The sequence below is a fragment of the Sphingobium sp. GW456-12-10-14-TSB1 genome, assembly GCF_059424385.1.
This window is the reverse complement of the sequence record NZ_JBWKZI010000003.1, coordinates 78,678-102,054: the sequence shown is the minus strand read 5'-3', so window position 1 is coordinate 102,054 and position 23,377 is coordinate 78,678. Positions and strand designations below refer to the sequence as shown.

The window sequence follows — 23,377 nt, the reverse complement described above, 5'->3', positions numbered from 1 at the left end:
GGAAGACGGCCCGTGCGTAAACGGGAATGGATGAACACGGATCAAGGGGGTTGGGTGATGAGCGGTAAACGAGGCGGGGCCTTCGCTCTGCTCCTTGCTGTTGCAATGTCAGTAAGCACGTCGGCATCGGCGCACGAAGATCACGATGCGCTTGGGGCCGGTCCCGGGCCGGCCGCTAACAGCACAGCCGAGACGCCGAAAGCAGACGGAGCGGACGCTGGCGACGGCCATATGGGCATGGGCTCTATGTCGACCGCGGACATGAACATGGGTGGCCGCGACATCGCCGGTGACGACATGGACATGGGCGGCATGCACGAGGAGACCGCGAACAAGAACAAGACGTTTGGGCAGCGACTGGTCAGCTGGCTTGGTCGTGTGCACACGATGGTGATCCATTTTCCGATCGCGCTGTTCATCGGCGCGTTCGGCGTCGAACTTTTCGGCCTGTGGCGTCGCAACCGCGATTACCAGCATGTCGCCCACATCATGTTGGTAGTCGGCGCGCTAGGCGCGATCGTGGCCGCGTTCCTCGGCTGGTTTGCGGGTGGATTTTACCTGACCGATCGCAACCCGATCCTCATGACCCACCGTTGGCTCGGCACCGCCATAGCCGTCTTCGGCGTCGCGCTCGCTTGGATGGCGGCGCGCCACCGCAAGGTTCCCGAGCGGTCGCGGACACTGTACTGGGTGGTGCTTGGCCTGATGACGCTCGCGATCTCGATCCAGGGATTCCTCGGCGGAACCTTCATGCATGGCGGAATAAACCACTTGGCGTTCTGAGTGGACCCGACGCTCGATAGGCGGTCGCGTGTTGGCGCGGCTCAAAGGAATGCGACGAAATGCGACAGCGCCGACCTTCATGCCCATAGGCCTTTTGAGCATAGCGTCGGATGCCGCCGGCGATCCCGGCCCCCGCTTGGCCGCTCGGGCGTGTCGAGCAATCCCCCGGCGCTGGTAATAGCACACTGTCGCGATGCACTCGCGCGCGATCCACGCGATCGTGGTGCGGGATCATCGAAACGGAGAAAGGCCGTGTCGCCGATCGTCGTGTGGAGACGAATAGCGCGAAAAGAAGATGACAAGCGAGCCGGCGACCGGCGCTGGGTTGGCGGTTTTCGCTCGTTGCACCGCCAATGGCTCGCGCTACGTCGGCGGTACGCTCCGAGCGGGACAGAGCCCGGCGATGGCGGATGACAATCCGCTGTCGCGGTCGCGCAGCAGGTTATGAATTGCGGTCGCAGCGACCGCTGCTTGTCCGGTTGCAACGCTGATCTGATCGAGCCCTTCCACCACGTCGCCGACCGCGAAGAGGCCAGCAACCGAGGTTCGCTGGTGGGCGTCGGTCAGAACGCAGCCTGATCCGCTGAGCTGCGCCCCCAGCAAAGACGCGAGCCGCGTCCGAGGCGACGAGCCGAGCGCGGGGTAAAGCGTGTCGAATTGCAGCTCCAGGCCATTGGCCAACCGCACCTCGACACAGTCGCCAAGACGCAGCTGCCCGACAGGCGAGGGGGCGACATGGATGCCCTGCTGGTTCAACTTGGCAAGTTCGGTCGGCCCGAGATCGAGCGACCGTTGGGCGAGAAGTGTGACCTTGGCGCCATAAGCTCGCAGGAATTCGGCTTCTTCAGCGCCATGGCCATCGCAGCCGAGCACCGCCACGTTCATCCGCCGGGCCTCATAACCATCGCAGATCGGGCAATAGCGGAGAAGACCACGCGCCACGCCGATGTCATGCATTGCATCGGGCATCTCTGGACGTTGATTGACGACACCGGTAGCGAGGACAACGGTCCGCGCGCGCAGGACGTTAAGTTCGCAGCTTGCCGAGAAGTGGTCGCCTGACGCGACGATTGCGTCGATCTCGCCGCTCTGGACCGTACCGCCATATTCGTGCAGCTGAGCCTGCAGGCGCGCAAGAAACGTGACGCCGGAAATGCCGCCGGGAAATCCTGGCAGGTTGTGCGAGCGCGGGATGGTGGCGGCGCGCCCCGCCGCTGCGTCGTAGACGACGCAGCTCCTGAGAAACCGAGACAGATAGATCGCGGTCGTGAGGCCCGCTGGACCGCCGCCCACAACCAAACAGTCGATGACCTCCTCGGGGTCGCCAGTCCAGCCTTGATTGGTCAACCGCAACCTCATCATTACCCCGCGCATGCGCCCGTCGGGCCCGCGGCCACAGTTCGTTCGAAGGGAGACGCAGTGAGAAAGCGCTCCATGCTCCCTTCTGAATACGCGCCGGTGCCGCAGACCCCTCATCGAGGGCAGCGCGTCGGCACGAAAAAAGATCGTGAGGGGTGACCCGTCCGGCTGCGTAATACAGGTGAGCCCAATTGAAATGGAGATTGCCCTAATGCGCCGCTTGTTCATCCCGACTGCCGCCGCCGCCCTGTTCTTCGCAGGCGGCGTGGCGAACGCGCACCCGAAGCTGGTGTCCGCCAGCCCCGCCGCCAACGCGGCGGTTGCGACCCCCGAGAAGATCAGCCTCCAGTTCAGCGAGAAACTCGTGCCGGCTTTCTCCAAGGCCGACCTTACCATGGCCGCGATGCCCGGCATGGCGGCGATGAAAATGGCCAGCAGCGCCGCAGTCGGCGCCGATGGCCGGACGCTCACGATCACCCCGAAGCAGCGTCTCCCGCGTGGGCGCTACAGCGTCGACTGGCAGGTCGTCTCTAGCGACACACACAAAATCACCGGCAGCTACAACTTCACGGTGAAGTGAGCGAATGCTCGACTGGCCGACCGTCGCCATCCGCTTGGCGTTATACCTGGTCCTGGCGGCGCTGTTCGGCCTGTCGGCCTTCAGCCTCTATGGTCTTCGTCTTGGCGAGCGCGATGATGCCATCGCGCTGCGGCCTTGGCTCACGGCAAGCGCAGCGCTCGGGTTGCTGCTCTCAGCCGTTGGCCTGATCCTTATGGCCTCGGCGATGGCCGGTTCTGCATTCTGGCCGATCGACCAGGCAGCGGTGGCCGCGCTGCTCGGGGGGCCACCGGTTGGCACCGCCTGGAAGGTGCGTATGGTGGCGCTGGTCATCGCCGTCGGTGCAGCCCTGCTGGCGCGAGGCAGAGCATCGTGGCTGGCTATCGCCATGATTGCCGCCGCCGCGGCATTGGCGACACTCGCGTGGAACGGGCACGGCGCCATGGACGAGGGAAGCACCGGATGGCTTCACCTCGGTGCGGACATCCTCCACCTCTTGGGAGGCGGTATATGGGTCGGCGCGCTGTTCGGATTGCTTCTCCTGTTGACGCGTCGCACCGAGGAGATCGATGCCGCGCACCTTCGGCTGACCCATCGCGCCCTGCATGGGTTCGGCGCCGTCGGCACGCTCGTGGTTGTTACCCTGGTGGTCACCGGCTTGATCAACAGCTGGCTGCTCGTCGGCCCAGCCAATTTCGCGGCCTTGGGGACGACGCTCTACGGCCTGCTGCTGCTCGCCAAGCTGGTTTTGTTCGCAGCGATGCTGGGGCTCGCTTCGCTCAATCGGTTCCGCCTCACGCCGGCCTTCGAGCGCTCGATTGCCATGAACGACCATGGCGGGGCGCTTACGGCGCTGCGGGTCAGCCTTGCGGTCGAGACAGCCTGCGTGATCGGCATCCTGGCGCTCGTGGCATGGCTAGGCACCCTCGCGCCACCCGCGTCGGGCATGTAAGCGCTATGGACCAACCGTCCACGCAAGCGCCGCTCAGGCCTTCCACCTTCTTTTACCCACTTACGCGGCTTAACCCTCGCCTCCCAAGACACCCCCCGCTTGGACTGAGCTTACGTGTCCGACGCCCTAAGTCGCCCACAGGCGCTTGCGGGAAGGCCGCGTCGCGCTGCAAAGCTGGGCGTGCGAGAGGGTTGGTCCGGGTGGGCCTGTCAGTGTTTTCAGAGATGAATGAACAAGGGTGGCAAAGTCATGACCGATGGCAAACGCAGTGAAGCCGGCAGCGGCCAGGGTGGCGAAGTCGTCCTCATCACGGGTGCGAGCGGTTTTATCGCCGCAGCGCTGATTGCCCAGCTCGGCGAGCGCTACACGGTCGTCGGCCTTGATCGCGCCGGCCCTCCCGACCCACCGCCGCCCGCGGCGGCGATCGACATAGACCTCGGGTCAGACGAAGCGGTCCGAGTTGCGCTTGACGAGGTGCGCGCACGGTACGGCAACCGCATCGCCTCGGTGATCCACCTCGCCGCCTATTATGATATCACGGGTGACCCCAATCCGCTCTACGACAAGGTCACCGTGCAGGGCACCCGCCGGCTGATTGACGGGCTGCAATCGTTCGAAGTCGGACAATTCGTCTTCGCCAGCACGATGCTCGTTCATAAGCCGACCCCCACACCCGACGAGCGCATCAACGAGGACTCGCCGATCGGCGCGTCCTGGGCCTATCCGCAGTCCAAGGTCGACGCCGAGACATTGCTGCATGAGCGCCACGGAAACATCCCCGTCGTTTATATGCGCGCCGCCGGAGTTTACGACGACGACGGACGCTCGGCTTTTCTCGCGCAGCAGATATCGCAGATTTACGAGCACCGCCTGATTTCGCATTTTTATCCCGGCATGCTGTGTGCGGCGCAGTCATCGGTGCACCGCGACGACTTGGCTGACGCCGTGCTGCGTCTGGTCGATCGGCGGCACGAACTGCCGTCAGAACTGCCGCTGCTCATCGGCGAGCCCGACGCACCCGGCTATGCCGAGATCCAGGACATCGTCGGCGAGGCGCTCCACGGCGAGGGCTGGAAGACGATCCGGATTCCGCAGCCGCTCGCGAAAGCCGGGATCATCCTGCAGAACGAAGCGCTCGGCAGCGACGACTTCATCCAGCCCTGGATGATCGACAGCAGCAACGACCACTATATCCTCGATATTTCACGCGCCCGCTTGCTGCTCGGTTGGGAACCGAAGCATCGCCTCCGGGACACGCTGCCGACGATCGTCGCCGCGCTGAAGCGCCACCCGCGGGCCTGGTATCGGAACAACAAGCTTAACGAGAATCTGGTTGCCTGGCACGATAAGCTAAAGGCCGAACCTGTAGCGCCGGGCCAACAACCCGCAGCGGCAGGCGGTGGAATGGCCGACATGGATCACGGGGCTGCGGACCATAGCAGCATGGACCATGCTGCCATGGGGCACCGACCTGGCGCGGCGGACATGGCGATGACCGGTCACGGTGCACACGGCGATCACATGGCCATAATGGACCGCGACGAGCGCCGTGCGCGCTGGGCTCTTTACGCAAACATCGGTCTTGGGCTGTGGCTCGCCTCCAGCCCGCTTATCTACGACTCCGTGACCACTCACAGTGTCGGCGAGGCGGCGCGCTTCGTAACTATTGATCGCGGGCTGCCGTCGATCGAGTGGCGGGCGAACGCGCTGGCCATCAGCGATGTCGTCAGCGGCCTCGCCATCGTGCTGTTCGGCGCGCTATCGCTCGTTCCGCGCACCAAGACATGGGCGCAGTGGGCGGTCGCGTTCGTCGGAATCTGGCTGTTCTTCGCCCCGCTGATCTTCTGGAGCCCGAGCGCCGCTCAGTACAACAACAACCTGCTCATCGGCTCGGCCGTGATCGCCCTGTCGGTGCTCGTGCCGATGATGCCGGGCATGAGCATGGCGGGCATGATGGACCCCAAGAACATCCCGCCCGGCTGGACCTATTCGCCATCCACCGACGCACAGCGGCTGCCGATCGTCGCCATGGGTCTGATCGGCCTTCTCACCTCGCGCATCCTCACCGCCTACCAACTGGGGCATATTGACGGCGTTTGGGAGCCGTTTTTCGCCGGCTCCCTGAGCGATCCACGCAACGGCACCGAGGAGATCATCACCTCGGACATGTCCAAGGCCTGGCCGATTCCCGATGGTGGGCTCGGCACGGTCAGCTATGTCCTCGAGATCCTGATGGCGGTAATGGGCACCCGCGACCGCTGGCGGACCATGCCGTGGATGGTGACCTTCTTCGGCATCCTTGTCATCCCGCTCGGCGTCATCAGCATCTATTTCATCATCAGTCAGCCCATCGTCATCGGCACATGGAGCACGCTGGCGCTGATCGCCGCGCTCGCCATGCTGATCATGATCCCCTTCGCGCTCGACGAGGTGATTGCGATGGGTCAGTTCCTTCTCTGGGCGCGCCGGCAAGGCAAACCGCTGATCCGCACCTTCTTCCAGGGTGACGCGATAGAGGCGGGAGCGGTGGACGCGTCGGACGCGATGGCCTCGCCAAGCACCTTCTGGGCGGACGCAAAGAAGGGACTGACCCTGCCATGGACGCTGACTGCGAGCATCGTCATCGGCGTCCTGCTGATGCTGACCCGAATACTGTTCGGCACGGAAGGCGGTATGGCGAACAGCGATCACGTTGTGGGTGCGCTGGTCATCACGGTCGCGATCATCGCCACCGCAGAAGTTGCCCGCGCGCTGCGGCTGATCAACGTCGCGTTCGGAGCCTGGCTTGTGGCCGCGCCTTTCCTCCTCGACGGCGTTGGTCACCTTGGGGCCGTGGCCTCGGTCGTAGCCGGCATTGCGCTCGTCGGCCTCAGCTTTCCAAGGGGAAAGCGCAGCGCCGAGCATTATGCAAGCTGGGACAAGTACGTGATCTGAAAGTATCTTCAATCACTGCTTAGCCTCATCGAAAACCTTGATCGTGCATCGCACACCGTCACGCGCCTTCGCTGCCGCTTTTCTACCCCCCCGATCGTCTCCGGGTTCGCGGTCACGATCTTGTCGCCGGAGACGATCGCCCGCCAGCTCTCCGGCGGCGATGTTCATCATCCTGCCATTGGTGGTCGCGCACGCTGCCCAATACTGCTAATGAGAGTTGTTCGCATAGTCCGCGACGAGTGAAGCTTGGAATCGATCACCCATATGCCGTCACCTCTGGTCGCGCTGGTCGCGTCGCTTATGCTGCTGTTGATCCCCGCTGCGGCGATGGCCGATACCCGCGATGTTCAAACTGCTTGGCGTCTGCTCGACTATATGGCGGTCGATTATGGCGGTGCGGTCGCCAACGGCGCGGTCATAAGCGCGTCCGAATACGCGGAGATGACGGAGTTCGCCGCTGGGGTGTCGACGCGCCTCCGCGCACTTCCCGCGACGCCTGAGCGGCAATCTCTAATCCAAAGCGCTTCGCAGCTCGAAGCCGTGATCGGCCGCAAGGGATCGTCCCGAGAGGTCGCGACACTCGCGCATGGCCTCGCCGCCGATCTGCTCAAGGCCTATCCGGTGCCGCTCGCTCCCGCCAAGGCACCCGACCCCGCCATGGGAACAAGGCTATACGTCCAAAGCTGCTCGTCCTGCCACGGCCTCACCGGCGACGGACATGGGCCTGACGCTGCCAGACTCGACCCGCCGCCGATCGCGTTCACCGACGCCGAACGGGCGCGCCAGCGCAGCGTGTTCGCGCTCTATCAGGTGATAAGCCAAGGCATCGACGGGACCGCGATGCAGAGCTTCGCCGATCTGCCGAACGATCAACGCTGGGCGCTGGCGTTCCGCGCTGGCAGCTTCGCCCTGACCGACGCGCAAGCGGTCGAAGGCGAACGGCTGTGGAAGTCCCAGCCGAGCTTGCGGGCGCGGATCCCCGATTTGAAAACCCTGGTCGCGCTCACCCCCGCCGCGCTTGCGGGCAGCATCGGGCAGGCGAAAGCCGACGCGGTGCTCGCCTATCTGCGGCGCCACCCCGATCAGGCCTCTGTGCATTGTAGGGACACGGATTCACGGTAGGCATCGACGTCAGGGGTAGCGAACTATTTGCGCAGGTTCTCGATGCCAAGTTCGCGCCATATCCAAGTGAAGTCGTAGGTGGCCATCGGGTCGTTCGCGTCGAGTTGGCTGCTGCTGCGGTTTTCGAGATGCTTGAGCCACCCGGCTACTCGGTGCCGGCCTGCGGCAGTTTGAACGGCTGCGCGCGGGGTGATGTCGCCGAGCATGCCGACGGGTTCATCGAGCGTCGCGCGGTACTGACGGTCGAGCATGGCATGGATGAGCGGGGTTGCAACCTCTGGCGCAATGGCGGGTGCCGGTTCGGATGATGTCAGCCCCTCGGCCCGCGCCGCCATGGCCTGTTCGACCGTCTCAATCGTGGTCAGCGGCGAGCCGACCAACCCGGCGAGCGCATCGTTGATAAGCGCGGTGCCGCGTTTCGCTCGCTCGGCCGAGGTGACGGCGAGCATCAGGGCGCGGCCTTTCAATTCGACATTGCCGAGCACCGGGGTGCCGTCCGCCATCGTCACACCCCACGCCATGCGCCCGGTGCTTTTCGCTTTTCCGTTCGGTTTCTCGCCCAGCCAGTTCCAAAAGTGCGTGGTTTCCCGCTGAAGCGCAGGGACAGTATCAAGCCGCTCGCCGACCAGCGCCTGGGTCACGCCGCGTGCGAAGGGAAAGCGCACGCGGTGGAACATCACCTCCTCGCCATCAATGTTGTGCAGCGTGGGGATGGGCGCCGGTCCCATGGTCTTGGGAACGACATCGAACAGCCATGCCGTGCTGATGAGGGCCGGAAGTGCAGCCAGATCGTCGGCGTCTAGGTTCAACGCGGTGCGCGGGCTGCGCTTGCCCTTCGAGCGCCGTAGATCGGCGACGAGCGCCTCGGCCGCCTCCATCGTGAACGACAGCACGCCGCCCGACAGGAGGTGCTTGCCTCCGACCTGCACGACGCGGGCACCGATCCTGTCCCATTGCTTCAGCGTCTGCGAGGCGCTGCGCTCGGATACTCGAAGCGGCTCGCCGCCCCGGATCAGGTCGCGCACGAGGAAGCCGCTGCCGGGCTCGACCTCGCTGACCTCGTGGAGGCTCATCACTGACGATCGAAGGGCACGCAGGTAGATTTTGGTCGGGCCGCTCTCATTCCAGCCCCGGCGCCGAATATAGTCATCGACGATGTTCCGGTCGGGTTGGATGGTGCGCGTCAGCAGATCCTCGAACGCGCATCCCCACAACACGCCGGCCCAATGATCGCCGACGATGTCCGCCAGCTCGTCCGCTTCGAAGTCGAACTCCTCCATCGCCAGCCCGAGATGATCGCCGAGCGCCTCGCCCAGATGCTCGCCCCAGGCCGGCGAGGTGGCGAACTTCATGACGCCGGACAGATCGTGACCACGCTTCATGCCTGTTCCCTCTGCTGCTGACTGAATTGCTGGCGGTGCGCGGCGACGATGCGCGAGACGGTGGGTTCACTGACGCCGTAGAGCCGCGCCATCTCGGCACCGGACTTGCGGCCGGACGTGACGGACTCGGCGATTTCGCGGCGCTGCTTGTCGCCGAGCTTGGGCCGACGCCCGCCGATCCGTCCTTCTGCGCGAGCCTGGGCAAGGCCGGCGCTGGTACGCTCGCGGATCATGGCCCGCTCGAACTCGGCGAAGCTTCCCACCATCTGCATCATCATCCGCCCTGCCGCGGTGGTGGTGTCGATCGCCTCGGTCAGTGAGCGGAAGCCCGCGCCTGCCAGCTCGATCCGCTCCATGATGTGCAGCATATCCTTTAGGCTGCGCGACAGCCGGTCAAGCTTCCAGACGACGACGACGTCTCCGTCGCGCAACTGGCCGATCATCTCCAGAAGCTTGGGTCGGTCCCACCGCCCACCGCTGGCGGTCTCCTCGAACACCCGCTTGCAGCCGGCCGCATCGAGCGCGCGCCGCTGCGCGGCGTTCGACTGGTCGTCGCCCTTCGACACGCGGGCATAACCGATCAGATAGGGTTCGCGCGTCATCTGCGTCTCTTTCACAAACGGCCGTATCTGGAGGCGGAAACAGCATGCACCAATTTCCGCAGCCTTGGGTCTTTCACAATCCTCTTTCACTAAGCCAACAAAAGGCAAGAGGTTTTTGGAGGATGAAACATGCCCGCACGTATTCCGATGACCCAGCGGCAGCGCGCCGCGTTGCTTGCTTTGCCCGACAGCGAGGCGGCGGTGGTGCGACATCATGGCCTCGATGCCGAGGACCTTGCTGCGATCGGCTTCGCACGCACTCCGGCGACCCGCTTGAGCTATGCCCTGCAACTCTGCTGCCTGCGCTATCCGGGGCGACATCTGCGCACAGGCGAGCTGTTGCCTGCAATCATGCTCGACCACATCGCCGAACAGGTCGGAGTGGATGCAGGCGTCGTCGCCGACTTCGCGCGGCGAGCGCCGACCCGCTACGATCAGCTTGCCGCCATCAAGGCGCGCTTCGGCTTCACCGATCTCAGCCGGCCAGCGCGCGGCATCATGATGACCTGGCTAGAAACCGAAGCCATGGCCATCGTGGACGGGCGTATTCTGCTCGATCGACTGCTCGACGAGCTGCGCACGCGGCGCATCGTCATCCCTGGCATCAGCGTCGTTGAGCGGATGGCGGCCGAGGCGATGCTGCGGGCGGAAACCGATCTGGTCGCCGCAGTCGACGATAAACTCGATGCGGATATGCGTCAGCGTCTCGATACGCTGGTCGACGAGAAGGTGCATCACCGACAGAGCCGCTTGTCGTGGTTGCGCGAACCGGAGCCCCGCGTAGCGTCAGCCTCGCTCGCTGAAATCCTCGAAAAGGTCGCGCTGATTCACAGGACCGGTATTGCCTGTGTTCCGGTCGATCCCCTGCACGAGCCACGCCTGACGCAGTTCGCCCGCGAAGGCGTGCGCTATACCGCCCAGGCTTTCCAACAGATGCGCGCTTCCCGCAGGCGGGTCATCCTGCTTGCTACGCTGCGCGAGCTGGAGGCCACGCTTACCGACGCGGCGATCGCCATGTTCGGCACCTTGATGGGACGCGCTCATCTTCGTGCCCGCAAACGCCTGGAACAGGGGATCGCGATCTCGGGACGCGAAGGCCGCGACCGGCTGATGCGCATCGCCACTGTGCTGGAAACAGTTAGCCGGGCAGCACGTGCCGGTGAAGATATCGGCGCGGCCCTCAGGGATATCGTGCCTCTCGACATGCTCGATGCCGATGCCGCGATCATCCGTCGTACCGCGGCACCTCACAGGGACGATGTGCTAAGCGAGATCGCAGCCGAGTACCGGACCTTCAAGCGAACAGGACCTCTATTCCTGCAAACGCTCGATTTCCACGGTCGAGCCGGCACCGCGGCATTGCGCAACGCGATGACGGTCCTGTCGGATCTTGATGGCAACTGGCGCAAGCCGCTCCCTGCCGACGTTCCGCTCGGTCATGTCGAGCGGCGCTGGCACCGCCATGTCGTGGTCGCCGGCAAGATCGACCGGACGCACTGGGAGATGGCGACTTACGGCGCGCTCACCAATGCACTGGCCTCGGGTGATATCTGGGTGCCGAGGTCAAGGCTGCACAGGTCGCTGGACGTGCTGCTCGCGCCGTTATCCGGCGCAGCGCTGCAACCGCCGTTCTCGCTCGGTAATCCACACGCATGGCTCGATCAGCGCGCCGCGCAGCTCGACAGCGCCTTGCGCGCCGTCGCCCACAATCTGGCCGGACGCGATGCTGCCCTGTTCGCTGGCGAGCGATTGCGCTTTCCCAAGGAACTGAAGGACGATGATGCCGGGCACGACGAAGGACGGCACCTGACGCTTGCCTGCTACGGCATGCTGCCTGCGACGCGTATCACCGACGTACTTTCGCAGGTCGAACGCTGGACCGGCTTCACCCGGCACTTCGGGCACGTCTCGACCGGGTTGCCGCCCGGCGACGAGCGGACCTTCCTCGCCACTCTGATTGCCGAAGCGACCAATCTCGGGTTGTCGCGCATGGCCGAGGTATGCGGCGCAGGATCACGCCGCGCGCTGCTGCGCATGCAGACATGGCACATGCGCGAGGAAACCTTTCGGGCGGCGCTCGCCTGTCTGACCGACGCCATCCACGCCGAGCCGATCGCCGCCTGGTTTGGGCAAGGACACCGGGCTTCCGCGGATGGCCAGGCCTTCTACCTGGGCGGGCCGGGCGAAGCCGGCGGAGCGGTCAACGCCCATTATGGTCGCGACCCAGTGGTCAAGATCTACACCACCATCACCGACCGCTACGCGCCGCTGCACCAGACGGTGATCGCCGGCACGGCAGGAGAAGCCATCCATGCGCTCGATGGGCTCCTCGGCCATGACAGCAACGCCGATCTGACCGCGCTGCACGTCGATGGAGGCGGCGTTTCCGACATCGTATTCGCGACGATGCATCTCCTCGGGCTCGATTTCGAGCCGCGCATTCCTCGCCTGTCCGACCGGCGCCTCTACGCTTTCGAACCCTCGAAGCGCTATGGCAGGCTTGCGCCACTGTTCGGTCACAGGCTCAACCGGGACCTGATCGTCAGCCACTGGCCCGATATTGAACGTGTCATTGGCGCGATCCGTCACCGCACCGTCACGCCATCGTTGATCCTGAAGAAGCTGTCCGCCTACCGCCAGCAGAACAGCCTCGCTGCGGCGCTGCGGGAGATCGGGCGGATCGAGCGCACGCTGTTCACGCTCCGCTGGTTCGAGGATCCGGCTCTGCGCCGTACCGTCACTGCCGAGTTGAACAAGGGCGAGGCCCGCAACAGCCTTGCCCGGGCGGTCGCCTTCCATCGGCTCGGCCGTTTTCGCGACCGTGGCCTGGAGAACCAGCAGACCCGAGCGGCCGCGCTCAACCTCGTCACCGCAGCGATTATCCTGTTCAACTGTCGCTATCTGGGGCGCGCCGTCGACGAAATGCGTCGTCGAGGAAGCCCCATCGATCCAGCTATGCTGTCCCGGCTCTCGCCGTTGGGTTGGGATCGCATCAATCTCACCGGCGATTATGTCTGGTCCGATCACCTCGATCTCGACGCCAATGGCCTCATGCCGCTGCTCATCAAACCGCTACCGTGAATCTGTGTCCCTACAATGCACAGGGGCCGACGAGGCGGCGGTCCGCGCATCGATCGAGACCCGCGAGCAGCATCTGCAATCGATTCTGGCGACGGTGCCGGATGCGATGATCATCATCGACGAGACCGGCGCCATCACGTCGTTCAGCGCAGCGGCACAACGCCTGTTCGGCTACAGCGAAGCCGAGCTCGTCGGCCGCAACGTCTCCTGCCTCATGCCCCAGCCCGATCGCGACCGGCATGACGAATATCTCGCGCATTATCTGCAGACCGGCGAGCGCCGGATCATTGGCCTCGGTCGCGTCGTGGTCGGCCAGCGCCGCGACGGCTCGACTTTCCCGATGCAGCTGACGGCGGACAGTCAGGATTACCGATCGGGCCAGACGCGACTGGCAAAGATCATGGTGAGGCCGAGCGCAGCGATCCTGATGAATTGCACGTTCATCTTCACAAAGGCCAACGACTGACCGGCGGGTTCCTAACCCCAGCTCCCGGCCGCCAGCCATTTGAGCGCGGACAGGCTTGGCATGAACAGATATTCGCCGCCCTTCATGACATTGAAAGTCTGCACACCGTCGATGCGCTTGCGCGCCGACGCCTGCGGGATCGTGAACCGGCCGTCATCCTCATGCAGGCCAACGATCGGATCGCGCTCTTCGCCAAGGTCGACGAAATTGCCTCGGTTGATCCACTCCTGCTGCATGAACTCGATCGTGTCATAGGCACGCGCGCTGATGAAGATGAAGAACAGGCCGCGATCGCCTTCGGCATCGTCTTCCGGCGCGACATCCTCGGAATAGACCGGTCCGAAGGTCGAGGAGCGGCGGATGATCCGGTGGATGTTGACGTCGGTAAGCAGCGTCAGCTCGGAATCGCGGGGATTGAGTCGACGCATATGGCAGCCGAGCGGCACAACGCGGCCTTTGGGGTCTTCCTTGAACGTGAAGTCATTGTTGCGCTGCGGATCGGCGCCGAGGTCGGGATCGTCATGGTCGGGCGACAGCGTCAAGGGCGCGCCGGAGCGCCAGCGCCCGAACATCTTGGCGGCTAATAGCTCGCGTTCCTCCGGCGTCTCGCCATGCGCCTTGAGGAAGGCGTTGAAGCAGCCGACCCGGCTGTTGTACTTGCGCATAACGACGAAGGTGCCGTTCTTGCCGAGCGCGGCGGGCTCCGGCATGCCGAGAGGCTGGCCGTTCTCGCTCTCATAGCCGAGGATGAATTCGCCGGCCTTGATCGGCCGCTCCTCGCCTGGCAGCGGATCAACGCCGCTGCCCTCCACGGCGGGCTGGGAGATCGAATCCCGGAAGCCGAACGGGTTTTTCGCGCCATCCGGCGCACCGAAGCGATGCTCGCCGAGCAGGGTCACGCCGCTGCTCCGGTCGAGTTCGGCGCGCGCTGTCGCCAGCGCTTTGTCGAGCGCCGCATCATTCACGGCATAGATGGTCAGCGCGAGATGGCAGTTGCCCGGCTTGAAGACCTCTTCCCACTTTTCAGGCGCGTTGGGCCCGAAGTCGCGAAGCTGCTCCGCGCGTGCAGGCATGCCCTGCTGGAAGGGGAGCGGGAAGGTCTTGAGTTGTGCTTCCGGCAGGCCGAGCGCCTTCAGCCCCTCGAAGCTGAGTGCGGCCCCGATCCAGAAATCGAGATCGTCGCTCCAGTTGTCGGCCGAGGCGATATGCGGCGCGAGCCGGCCGAGGAGGTCGCGCGCGCCCTCGGCCTCGTCGAAATGGAGCATGGCATGGATGCCGACATAGGGCTCCGGCCGGCTTCGCAGAATCAGCGCCTGGATGTCGTGCAGGTCGAGCGTGACGCTGTCGCGCCGGAAGCGCTCTTTCAGTTTCTGAAGGATCGCCATTGCTCAGCTCACCTTGTCGAGAAATTCGTTGACGGCATGCTCCATGCGCTGGAGCCGGCGCACATCGACGACGGTCACCTGCGGGTTGGCGACGAACCAGCCGGCGGCGGTGATCTGATGCTCGGCGATGAAGTCCTTGACCTTGGGGCTCGCAATGCCCGGCCAGCCCTCGACCGAGGCGAAGAGCAGGTCCATCAGGTCGGGGATCTTGGTGGCGAAGTCGTTGATATAGGTGTCCCAGTCGCCATCATAGGCGGTGGCGAACAGGATGCGCGTGTCGTTGTCGAAGAAGACGAAGCGCATATTGTGCAGTGTGCCGACCTTCTGTGCTCCGTCGAAATTGCCGTTCACCAGCCCGAAGATGCGTTTCAGCCGGTCCGCGCCGCCTGGCTTGAGGTTGGCGATGGCGGTAAGCTCCGAGACATTGCCGGACTGAGCGCCGACACGGCCGGCGGAGCCGGCGGTGCCCTTGAGGTCTGGATTATGCTTCGTCACCATCTGCTCGAGGGCGAGCTTGGCGAGCTGCGGCGCGTCGCCGGCCACTTCCTCGATCCGGCGGCGGATGGCCTGAAGGCGGGTTTCGTCGATCTGAGGGGTTTCTTCGGTCTCGGCCATGGCTGGCCTCCTTTCGTAAGTTTGGTTGACGATCGGATCGTCAGTCCGGAATGGCGTCGATGTTCGTCGGCTCGACGCGCGGCTGCGCGTTCATTTCGTGGCGGTAGCGGGCGGAACGTTCATAAGCGGCGATGCGCACCCGCATGATCGAGCCGAGCGGCTGATGATCGCGGATGCCGTGCCAGGGGTTGAAGGACAGCACGTCATCGCCATAGACCCGCCGCGCTGGCGAATAGGCGTCCTGAGGGGGAATGCGCAGCGTGGCGATCGGCTGGTGCGGCGAGAGATCTTCCGGCCAGAGCACCGCCGCATCCTCGACCGGCATCCTTTCGAGATCGGTACAGAGCTGGGCGCGCAGTTGATACTCCGCGCTCTGATCGCGGAAATGCTCGACCACCAGATCGCGCATGGTGGCGTCCTCCACCGCGCCGACATCCTTGCCGGCGAGTGCCCGGACATTGTCGGAGAGCGGTGCAGCGCTGATCTTGGCGATGTAGTCGCCGAAGCGGATCGCCGCCATCGAGTGATAGGTCTCGCCAAGCAGATGGTCATTGTCGCGCGCGAGACCGCGCAGCGTGGCGCCGGGCTCGACGCCGACCGCTTCGACCGCGGCTTCCACTCCCCGCGCCACCCCGGCCATGGCGCGCTGGAGAACGGCCGGGTTCTGGGCATTCTTTTCCAGAAGGCCGATGAGCTGGCGATATTTATCGATCGTGCCGAAGCTCAGGGTCGGGATATTGACCAGCAGGAAATCCTGGTTGCGGCCCTGGTCTTCGGGGAGAAGCCGCTCCCCCGCCACGCCAATGACCTTGATCGCCATACCGCGCGGAGCCGGTATCGTATCGGAGTGAATATCTCCGGGCGCTGATGAGAGGCGGATCACCACGGAATAGGTGGCGGGACGAGCGAAAAGCCCCTGGCGCAGATGCTCCGGCAGTTCCGGGATGACCAACTCACCCTTCAGGAACCCGTGGCTCTTGGCATGGGCGTCGCGCACTGCATGGCGGTGGCGTTCGAAGGCCTTACGGTTGGTGGTGGCCATGATCTCGAGGATTTCGGCGGTCAGCCGCTCCTCGTCTTCGCCGAGAACCTCCACGTCCGGGGAATAGCCAATGTAGGTTTCAGCCAAGGGCACTCCTTCGCGTTTTAATTTCGATACTGCGGACGATTTCGGGTCGAAATCGCCGTTGATTTCGGATATCAGTTGATATCTGGTTTTTACTGAGAACGCGGAACCGCCGAAAAGGTTTCGCACGTCTCGCCCGTTGGTTGGAGAACGAACCCATGCCGCTTACGCGCAAGGACACGCAGCGCCAGACGCGGGACCGGCTGATCGCCGCCGCACATACCTCGATCATCGAGGAGGGGGTCGCCGCCATGTCGATCCGCAACATCTGCAGCGCGGCCGGCCATTCGCAGGGTGCCTTCTACTCGAACTTCGCCAGCAAGGACGATCTGCTGGTCGAGATCCTGCAGAGCCATATCCAGGATGAGGTCACACTGCTTCGCGACCTGGTCGCGCACTGCTCCGGCGATGATATCGAGGCAACGCTCCAGGTGCTGGCCGCCCGGCTCGCGAAGCTGGCCGGTGAAGCGCAATGGTCGCTCCTCTCGATCGAATTGCAGCTTCACGCGCGGCGCGATCCGGCTTTCGCCGAGCGGCACCGGGAGGGCAAGGCGGCCTGCTATCGGATGTTCGGTGAACTCGTTGCCGATCTAACGCAACGCTTCGCACTGCGTCCGGCCTTGCCGCCGATGCAGACGGGCATCGGTCTATACGCGCTCTGGATGGGACTGGCGGTCCAGGGCGATGTCGAAGGCGCCATGCCGCGCGACGAGATGCTCGTCGGCTTCTTCCGCGCCATGGCTGGACTGGGTTCGTCGCATGAGGAGCAGGCGTATTCGTGAGCGGGATCGTGTCAGATCGTCGACGCATCGGCTGCGATGAGCACGGACACCCGCTCGTCGGCGAGGTGGATGAGCATCGGCGCTTCCATATCCGCTTCCGCGCCCAGGACGCCGACATCGACGAACTCGGCCATGTCAACAATGCTGTCTGGATGACCTGGATCCAGGATGCGTCGGTGGCGCACTGGCTGACGGCCGCGCGTCCGCAAGATCGCGACCGGTTCGTCGCGGTCGTGCTGCGCCATGAGGTCGACTATCGCGGCAATGTCCGGGCGGGAGACGCGGTCAGCGCGATCACCTGGGTCGTCGGAGTGCCGCGCGGTGCGCGCTATGCACGATGCGTCGAATTCCATGATGAAGACGGGCGGACGCTCGTCGCCTCGCTGACCCAGTGGGCCCTTGTCGATCGGGAAACCGGCAAGCTGGCCCGCGTCCCGGTGGAGGTGGCGGCTCCGTTTCTTGGTGACGATACCGCGCAGAAGGAGATTGAATGAGCGATATCAGGAAAGTGGCGGTTCTCGGCACGGGCGTCCTCGGGAGCCAGATAGCCTTCCAGACCGCCTATAGCGGCTTCGACGTTACCGCCTACGACACCAGCGAGGAGGCGCTTGAACAGGCAAGGCAGCGTTTTGCCATGCTCGTCGAGACCTATGGCAAGGAGGTGGCCGGTGCGGCCGACGGCAAGGCCGCCGAGTCCCTGCAGCGCATCACCCTGTCCGCCGATCTCGGTTCGGCCGTCGCGGACGCGGACCTCGTGATCGAAGCGGTTCCGGAGCTTCTCTCGATCAAGCAGGCGCTCTACGAGAAGCTCGCGGGGCTTGCGCCGGAAAGGGCGATCTTCGCTACCAATAGCTCGACCCTGTTGCCGACCGACCTCAAGGCCTTCACCGGCCGCCCGGACCGGTTTCTGGCGTTGCACTTCGCCAACAGCATCTGGAAGTTCAACACCGCCGAGGTGATGGGCACCGACGACACCGATCCGGCCGTGTTCGATGCCCTGATCGCCTTCGCCTCGGCCATCGGCATGGTGCCGATCCCGGTGCGCAAGGAGAAAGCGGGTTACGTCCTCAATTCGCTTTTGGTGCCGCTCCTGAACGCGGCCGCCGATCTGGCGGCCGGCGGCTATGCCGAGCCGGAAGATGTCGACAAGGTCTGGCGGATCGCCACCGGCGCGCCGATGGGGCCGTTCCAGATCTACGACATCATCGGCTTGAACACCCCCTACAACATTCTGTCGCATGGCGATGAGCACGCCCAGTCGCTCGCGGCATGGCTGAAGGAAAACTACATCGACAAGGGCAGGCTCGGCATCGCCTCGGGCGAAGGCTTCTACAGCTACAAACCCTCCGCAGACTGATCCCAACAAGAAGAACAGGAGTTCGCCATGCACTATAGCAGTGGAAACTATGAAGCCTTCGTGCGTCCCCGCAAGCCCGAGGGGGCCGACAAGAAGACGGCCTGGTTCGTCGGCTCGGGGCTGGCGGGGCTCGCCGGCGCCGCCTTCCTGATCCGCGACGGCGGCGTTTCGGGCGATCGCATCACCATATTGGAAGAGCTGGGAATCCCCGGCGGCGCGCTCGATGGTCTTGATGTGCCGGAGAAGGGCTTCGTCATTCGCGGCGGCCGCGAGATGGAGGAGCATTTCGAGTGCCTGTGGGACCTCTATCGCTCGATCCCCTCGCTGGAGATCGAGGATGCCAGCGTCCTCGACGAATTCTACCGGCTCAACAAGGACGACCCCAACTTTTCGCTCCAGCGTACGACGCAGAACCAGGGCCAGGACGTGCCCGACAAAGCGCTGTTGACGCTAAACGACAAGGCCCAGAAGGACCTGCTCTCGGTCTTCCTCGCGACGCGCGAGGAGATGGAGAACAAGCGTATCAACGAGGTCTTCGGCGAAGACTTCCTCAAAAGCAATTTCTGGCTCTACTGGCGCACCATGTTCGCCTTCGAGGAATGGCATTCCGCGCTGGAGATGAAGCTCTACCTGCACCGCTTCATCCATCATATCGGCAGTCTCGCCGACTTCTCCTCGCTCAAGTTCAACCGCTATAACCAGTATGAATCGATGGTCCTGCCGCTGGTGAAGTGGCTGACCGATCACGGCGTCACGTTCCGCTACGGCGTCGAGGTCACCGATGTCGATTTCGACATCCAGCCCGGCCGCAAGCAAGCGACCCGCATTCACTGGAAAGAGCGCGGCGTCGAAGGCGGCGTCGATCTCGGGCCAGACGATCTCGTCTTCATCACGATCGGCTCGCTGACCGAGAATTCCGACAATGGCGACCACAGGACGCCGGCGAAGCTCAATGAAGGACCGGCGCCGGCCTGGGACCTGTGGCGCCGCATCGCCGCGAAGGATCCGGCCTTCGGCCGCCCCGACGTGTTCGGCGCCCATATCCCGGAGACGAAATGGGCCTCCGCCTCCATCACTGCCCTCGACGCCCGCATTCCGGCCTATGTCGAGAAGATCACCAAGCGGAACCCCTTTACCGGCAAGATCGTCTCCGCCGGTATCGTCACGGTGAAGGACTCGGCGTGGCTGCTGAGCTGGACGGTTCATCGCCAGCCGCATTTCAAGAAGCAGCCCAAAGATCAGATGATCGCCTGGTTCTACGCGCTCTTTGTCGATTGCCCCGGCGACTTCGTGAAGAAGCCGATGCAGGAATGCACCGGTGAGGAGATCACCCAGGAATGGCTCTATCACCTCGGCGTGCCGGTCGAGGACATTCCCGAACTCGCGGCATCCGGCGCCAGCACCGTTCCCACGATGATGCCCTATATTACCGCCTTCTTCATGCCGCGCCAGGCGGGTGACCGGCCGGACGTGGTGCCGGAGGGCGCGGTCAACTTCGCCTTCATCGGCCAGTTCGCGGAATCGAAGCAGCGGGACTGCATCTTCACCACGGAATATTCGGTGAGAACCCCGATGGAGGCCGTCTACACGCTGATGAATGTCGAGCGCGGCGTGCCGGAGGTCTTCAACTCGACCTATGATATTCGTACACTTCTTGCTGCGATCGGTCCGCTGCGGGACGGCAAGGGCATCGATCTTCCCGGACCGGCCTTCCTGCGCAAGCTGCTGATGAAGAAGCTCGAAGGCACAGAGATCGCCAAGCTGCTCGAAGAGTTCCATCTGATCGAGGAGTGAACAAAGACCGGAAGGCACGCGCGGCGTGTGAAAGGTGATGAATGGCCGACGACGATCAGAAGAGCGAACGCGCCGCCGAGGTGACTGGGGCGCACGGCCATCATCACCATCATGAGCCGGACGGCGAAACGCCGTCCGGTCACGTCGACCATGATCCGGTCTGCGGCATGGTGGTCGATCCCGCCAGGACCGCTCACAAGGCTGAGTATGAAGGCGAGCGCTACGTCTTCTGCTCGGCCGGCTGTCCGTCGTCAGAACATTCGGCACAACTCGCGGCGTAGATTAGCGGAGTGCGGACCTCGTCAGGGGGTTGATGTTAGGCGGCGAACTTGCGGTGCTGCAAGCGCCGATGTTCGATGGTCTGTCGCTTGATCCTTTCGCGCAGTTTGATGATTGCCGGAGCCCTGCCGAAGTAGGCGTCGGCAGGCGTCACGTTGGCCAGGCTCTCGTGGTATCGCTGGTGATTGTAGTGCTCGACGAAGGCCTCGATGTGGGCTTCGAGGTCGCCGGGCAGGAAGTAGTTTTCCAGCAAGATGCGGTTTTTCAGGGTCTGGTGCCAGCGCTCGATCTTGCCCTGGGTTTGGGGATGACACGGGGCGCCGCGGACATGGCTCATCTTCCGGGCCTCGATGTATTCCGCCAGCTCACCCGCGATGTAGCTGGGACCATTATCGCTGAGTAGCCGGGGTTTGTGCAGCACCGTGGCGCTGTCGCAACCAGAAGCCGCCAGGGCGAGGTCCAGCGTGTCGGTGACGTCCTCGGCTCGCATGTTGGTGCACAGCTTCCAGGCGATGATGTAGCGCGAGAAGTCGTCGAGCACGGTCGACAGATACATCCAGCCCCACCCGATGATCTTGAAGTAGGTGAAGTCGGTCTGCCACATCTCGTTCGGCCGCGTGGTTTTCGTGTGGAACTGATCGGCAGCCTTGATCACGACATAGGCCGGGCTGGTGATCAGGTCGTGGGCCTTCAACAGGCGGTAAACCGTGGATTCCGACACGAAGTAGCGCTGCCCATCGGTGAAGCGCACGGCCAGTTCCCGGGGGCTCAGCTCAGACTGTTCCAGCGCCAGCTCGATGATCTGGTCGTGGATGCCCGCCGGGATGCGGTCCACACCCGGCTCGGCGCCGATGGCCGATCTTCCAACGCCTCCGGCCCGCCTTCGAGGTAGCGATCATACCAGCGGTAGAATGTCCGACGAGGGATGCCGAGTTGGTCCAGCGTGCGCTTGGCCGACAGGTGCGACTGCTCGACGGTTCTGATGATCTCGAGCTTCTCGGATGCGGGATATCTCATTCGTCGTTGCCCCCATCCGCGACCATGCTTTTTTTGAGCAGACGGTTTTCCAGTGTCAGATCGGCCACGCATTCCTTCAGGGCCCGGGCTTCGCGGCGCAGGTCCTGGACCTCTCCGGTGGTCGCGGCACGGGCGGTGTCGCCGGCCAGGCGGCGCTTGCCAGCTTCCATGAACTCCTTCGACCAGGTGTAATACAGGCTCTGGGCAATGCCTTCCTTGCGGCATAGCTCGGCGATGCTGTCTTCCCCGCGCAGGCCATCCAGCACGATGCGGATCTTGTCCTCGGCCGAAAAGTGGCGCCGGGTCTGTCGGCGGATGTCCTTCACTACCCGCTCTGCTGGGGCCTTGGCGGGCGATTTTACATTGGAGGATCTGGGCTTCATCTTCGTTCCTTCGTCACTACGACGAAGCCCAGATCCTCCTTAAATCACAACCTCAAATCTGTGCCATTGGTGCTGACGGCGGACACTGCCTGACCCGTGTCGCCCAAGTTCCCGGGTCTTGTAATGGCAGGTTCAACTGAAATCAGCCGCGCGCAATTGGACGTTGAATGGCTGGCTTTGGTCGGCTGCCGACTTAACGTGCGTGTCAGCTATCCTCGCAACCCGGCTCCGATCCGGACTGTCTCCTACCGGCCAATGTACGACAAACAGGTGTTTTCCGACGCCCTCAGGCCTTAGCGTATATCTGTGCCCGTTTTATGTGACGCCCCCATCCCGGTCAGGATCAGCAGGGCAACGATGATCGTTCCTACCAGGGAGAAGCCCGTCAAGGCCTCCTCGGCGAGCGAGACCCGCTCCATATCACCGGTCGCTGCTTTAGGCATAACCAGCGCGAGGAAGGCTGCAAGCGCGCCGACCCAGGCGCCGGCGGCGAGCAGATGGACGAGATCGGCGACCAGTTGCAGCCAGCCCGGATAGCCTTCGCCAGCCGCGCCATGTCCGCTCCAGGCGAGGGTCGCGAGCGCGAGCGCGCCTGCGAGAGTAGAGGCGATGAAGGCGGGACGTGATTGCCGTCGATACAAGAGGACGCAGAATAGGAGGACAAGGAGCGCGACAAGGCGCGCCTTCAACGCCGCCCCCATGGCCGTCTCATTGATGAGATCACCCAGCAGGGCGAAATCAGGCTGTGTGAGCGGCAGTCCGGACATGGCCGCAGCCTGCACCGCAAAGCCGAACGCAGATAGCAGCAGCCCGAAGCAGGCAAGACAGGCCACCATCGCCCCCATCGGCAGATGCCGCTGCACCGTCCGGCCGCCACCTGGGGCATAGAGCGCGAACAGCGGCAGGCCGAACAAGAGGCCGAGATCGGCGTACAGCGCCCAGCGGATCGCGATGCCTGCTACCTCACTCATTGCCCTATCGCACGATGAAGGCGAGATTGCCCTGGATGCGGTGCGTGTCCATCGAGACGACATGCCAGGTGACCTGATAGGTACCAGCGCCAAGCGGCTTGGCCAGTGTCAGCGCCAACGTCTTGTTACCGCCCTCGACCGCGGTCTTGAAGCCGGTCACCGCCATGCGATGGTTTGGCATGCCGGGCATACCGGTCATCACGATCTCGGCACCAGATAGTCTGGCCATCAGGCCTTCACTGAACGTCAGAGTGATACGCGACGGTGCCGAGACTCTGGCGTTGGCGGCGGGCGTTGAAGACACGAGCTTGGGATGTGCATAGGCCGGAGCCGAAACGCTCAGGCTGACGGCGGCGACAGCTGCGAAAGGCGAAAGGAAGCGCATTCGGGAATTCTCCAGTCATTGACATGAGAGAATACGCAGCTGC

At 63.9% G+C, this 23,377-nt stretch carries 18 protein-coding genes and 3 pseudogenes; 12 read left to right on the top strand and 9 right to left on the bottom strand.

The window, feature by feature from the left end; all coding sequences use genetic code 11:
- The first annotated feature begins 57 nt into the window (after positions 1 to 57).
- Complete coding sequence (locus tag AC07X9_RS22920) at positions 58 to 783, top strand: DUF2231 domain-containing protein (RefSeq protein WP_231727553.1); 726 nt, start codon at positions 58 to 60, stop codon at positions 781 to 783.
- A gap of 363 nt (positions 784 to 1,146) precedes the next feature.
- Here AC07X9_RS22920 and AC07X9_RS22915 read toward each other — a convergent pair whose 3' ends face one another.
- On the bottom strand, positions 1,147 to 2,130 hold the full coding sequence (locus tag AC07X9_RS22915) for an NAD(P)/FAD-dependent oxidoreductase (protein WP_495198003.1): 984 nt from the start codon (positions 2,128 to 2,130) through the stop codon (positions 1,147 to 1,149).
- A 223-nt stretch (positions 2,131 to 2,353) separates the two neighbouring features.
- Here AC07X9_RS22915 and copC (AC07X9_RS22910) point away from each other — a divergent pair, with 223 nt between their 5' ends.
- The 4 genes and pseudogenes from copC (AC07X9_RS22910) to AC07X9_RS22895 all read left to right on the top strand — a co-directional run.
- On the top strand, positions 2,354 to 2,722 hold the full coding sequence (gene copC, locus AC07X9_RS22910) for a copper homeostasis periplasmic binding protein CopC (RefSeq protein ID WP_062342528.1): 369 nt from the start codon (positions 2,354 to 2,356) through the stop codon (positions 2,720 to 2,722).
- Positions 2,723 to 2,726: 4 nt separating this feature from the next.
- The gene (gene copD, locus AC07X9_RS22905; protein WP_004212957.1) at positions 2,727 to 3,653 is read left to right on the top strand and encodes a copper homeostasis membrane protein CopD; all 927 of its coding nucleotides are present in this window, start codon (positions 2,727 to 2,729) and stop codon (positions 3,651 to 3,653) included.
- A 249-nt stretch (positions 3,654 to 3,902) separates the two neighbouring features.
- Entirely contained in the window at positions 3,903 to 6,587 is a 2,685-nt protein-coding gene (locus AC07X9_RS22900) for a vitamin K epoxide reductase family protein (RefSeq protein WP_037471820.1), read from the top strand.
- Positions 6,588 to 6,851: 264 nt separating this feature from the next.
- Positions 6,852 to 7,673 (top strand): annotated as a pseudogene (locus tag AC07X9_RS22895) (c-type cytochrome); the annotation flags it as partial.
- 59 nt (positions 7,674 to 7,732) lie between these two features.
- Here AC07X9_RS22895 and AC07X9_RS22890 read toward each other — a convergent pair.
- Together AC07X9_RS22890 and AC07X9_RS22885 are read right to left on the bottom strand one after the other, a co-directional pair.
- Positions 7,733 to 9,061: a DUF7986 domain-containing protein gene (locus AC07X9_RS22890; protein ID WP_020817906.1), complete on the bottom strand. Its 1,329-nt coding sequence runs from the start codon at positions 9,059 to 9,061 to the stop codon at positions 7,733 to 7,735.
- A 26-nt stretch (positions 9,062 to 9,087) separates the two neighbouring features.
- Positions 9,088 to 9,693, bottom strand: a complete 606-nt coding sequence (locus AC07X9_RS22885) for a recombinase family protein (RefSeq protein WP_026109404.1) — start codon at positions 9,691 to 9,693, stop codon at positions 9,088 to 9,090.
- A gap of 129 nt (positions 9,694 to 9,822) precedes the next feature.
- Here AC07X9_RS22885 and AC07X9_RS22880 point away from each other — a divergent pair, with 129 nt between their 5' ends.
- Entirely contained in the window at positions 9,823 to 12,774 is a 2,952-nt protein-coding gene (locus AC07X9_RS22880) for a Tn3 family transposase (protein ID WP_254908004.1), read from the top strand.
- A 28-nt stretch (positions 12,775 to 12,802) separates the two neighbouring features.
- Positions 12,803 to 13,126, top strand: a pseudogene (locus AC07X9_RS22875) (PAS domain S-box protein); the annotation flags it as partial.
- A 125-nt stretch (positions 13,127 to 13,251) separates the two neighbouring features.
- Here AC07X9_RS22875 and AC07X9_RS22870 read toward each other — a convergent pair.
- Genes AC07X9_RS22870 through AC07X9_RS22860 form a run of 3 tightly spaced genes read right to left on the bottom strand, consistent with a single transcriptional unit; the run spans position 13,252 to position 16,495 of the window.
- Positions 13,252 to 14,625, bottom strand: coding sequence for a Dyp-type peroxidase (locus tag AC07X9_RS22870; protein ID WP_066624059.1), 1,374 nt, complete (start codon positions 14,623 to 14,625; stop codon positions 13,252 to 13,254).
- A 3-nt stretch (positions 14,626 to 14,628) separates the two neighbouring features.
- Positions 14,629 to 15,240, bottom strand: a complete 612-nt coding sequence (locus tag AC07X9_RS22865) for a hypothetical protein (RefSeq protein WP_062345501.1) — start codon at positions 15,238 to 15,240, stop codon at positions 14,629 to 14,631.
- Between the two features lie 40 nt (positions 15,241 to 15,280).
- Positions 15,281 to 16,495, bottom strand: coding sequence for a catalase family protein (locus tag AC07X9_RS22860; protein WP_231735570.1), 1,215 nt, complete (start codon positions 16,493 to 16,495; stop codon positions 15,281 to 15,283).
- Between the two features lie 29 nt (positions 16,496 to 16,524).
- On the opposite strand from AC07X9_RS22860, the gene AC07X9_RS22855 reads away from it, so the two are divergent.
- From AC07X9_RS22855 to AC07X9_RS22835, 5 genes are all read left to right on the top strand, one after another.
- Complete coding sequence (locus AC07X9_RS22855; protein WP_007407173.1) at positions 16,525 to 17,148, top strand: TetR/AcrR family transcriptional regulator; 624 nt, start codon at positions 16,525 to 16,527, stop codon at positions 17,146 to 17,148.
- Positions 17,149 to 17,213: 65 nt separating this feature from the next.
- Positions 17,214 to 17,642 (top strand): acyl-CoA thioesterase, encoded by a 429-nt coding sequence (locus AC07X9_RS22850; protein WP_050794237.1) that lies wholly within the window; start codon positions 17,214 to 17,216, stop codon positions 17,640 to 17,642.
- Positions 17,639 to 18,505: a 3-hydroxyacyl-CoA dehydrogenase gene (locus AC07X9_RS22845; protein WP_062345500.1), complete on the top strand. Its 867-nt coding sequence runs from the start codon at positions 17,639 to 17,641 to the stop codon at positions 18,503 to 18,505. The genes AC07X9_RS22850 and AC07X9_RS22845 overlap by 4 nt, the downstream gene beginning before the upstream one ends.
- Before the next feature lie 27 nt (positions 18,506 to 18,532).
- The gene (locus AC07X9_RS22840) at positions 18,533 to 20,299 is read left to right on the top strand and encodes an oleate hydratase (protein WP_086485376.1); all 1,767 of its coding nucleotides are present in this window, start codon (positions 18,533 to 18,535) and stop codon (positions 20,297 to 20,299) included.
- Positions 20,300 to 20,340: 41 nt separating this feature from the next.
- Positions 20,341 to 20,580 (top strand): YHS domain-containing protein, encoded by a 240-nt coding sequence (locus AC07X9_RS22835; protein ID WP_046407408.1) that lies wholly within the window; start codon positions 20,341 to 20,343, stop codon positions 20,578 to 20,580.
- A 35-nt stretch (positions 20,581 to 20,615) separates the two neighbouring features.
- Here the strand turns inward: AC07X9_RS22835 and AC07X9_RS22830 are convergent.
- From AC07X9_RS22830 to copC (AC07X9_RS22820), 3 genes and pseudogenes are all read right to left on the bottom strand, one after another.
- Positions 20,616 to 21,978: pseudogene (locus AC07X9_RS22830) on the bottom strand (IS3 family transposase).
- Positions 21,979 to 22,271: 293 nt separating this feature from the next.
- Positions 22,272 to 22,949 (bottom strand): copper resistance protein CopD, encoded by a 678-nt coding sequence (locus AC07X9_RS22825; protein ID WP_231736445.1) that lies wholly within the window; start codon positions 22,947 to 22,949, stop codon positions 22,272 to 22,274.
- Between the two features lie 4 nt (positions 22,950 to 22,953).
- Positions 22,954 to 23,334 carry a copper homeostasis periplasmic binding protein CopC gene (gene copC / locus AC07X9_RS22820; protein ID WP_037486754.1) on the bottom strand — a complete coding sequence of 127 codons (381 nt, stop codon included), beginning with the start codon at positions 23,332 to 23,334 and terminating at the stop codon, positions 22,954 to 22,956.
- Between the last annotated feature and the right edge of the window lie 43 nt (positions 23,335 to 23,377).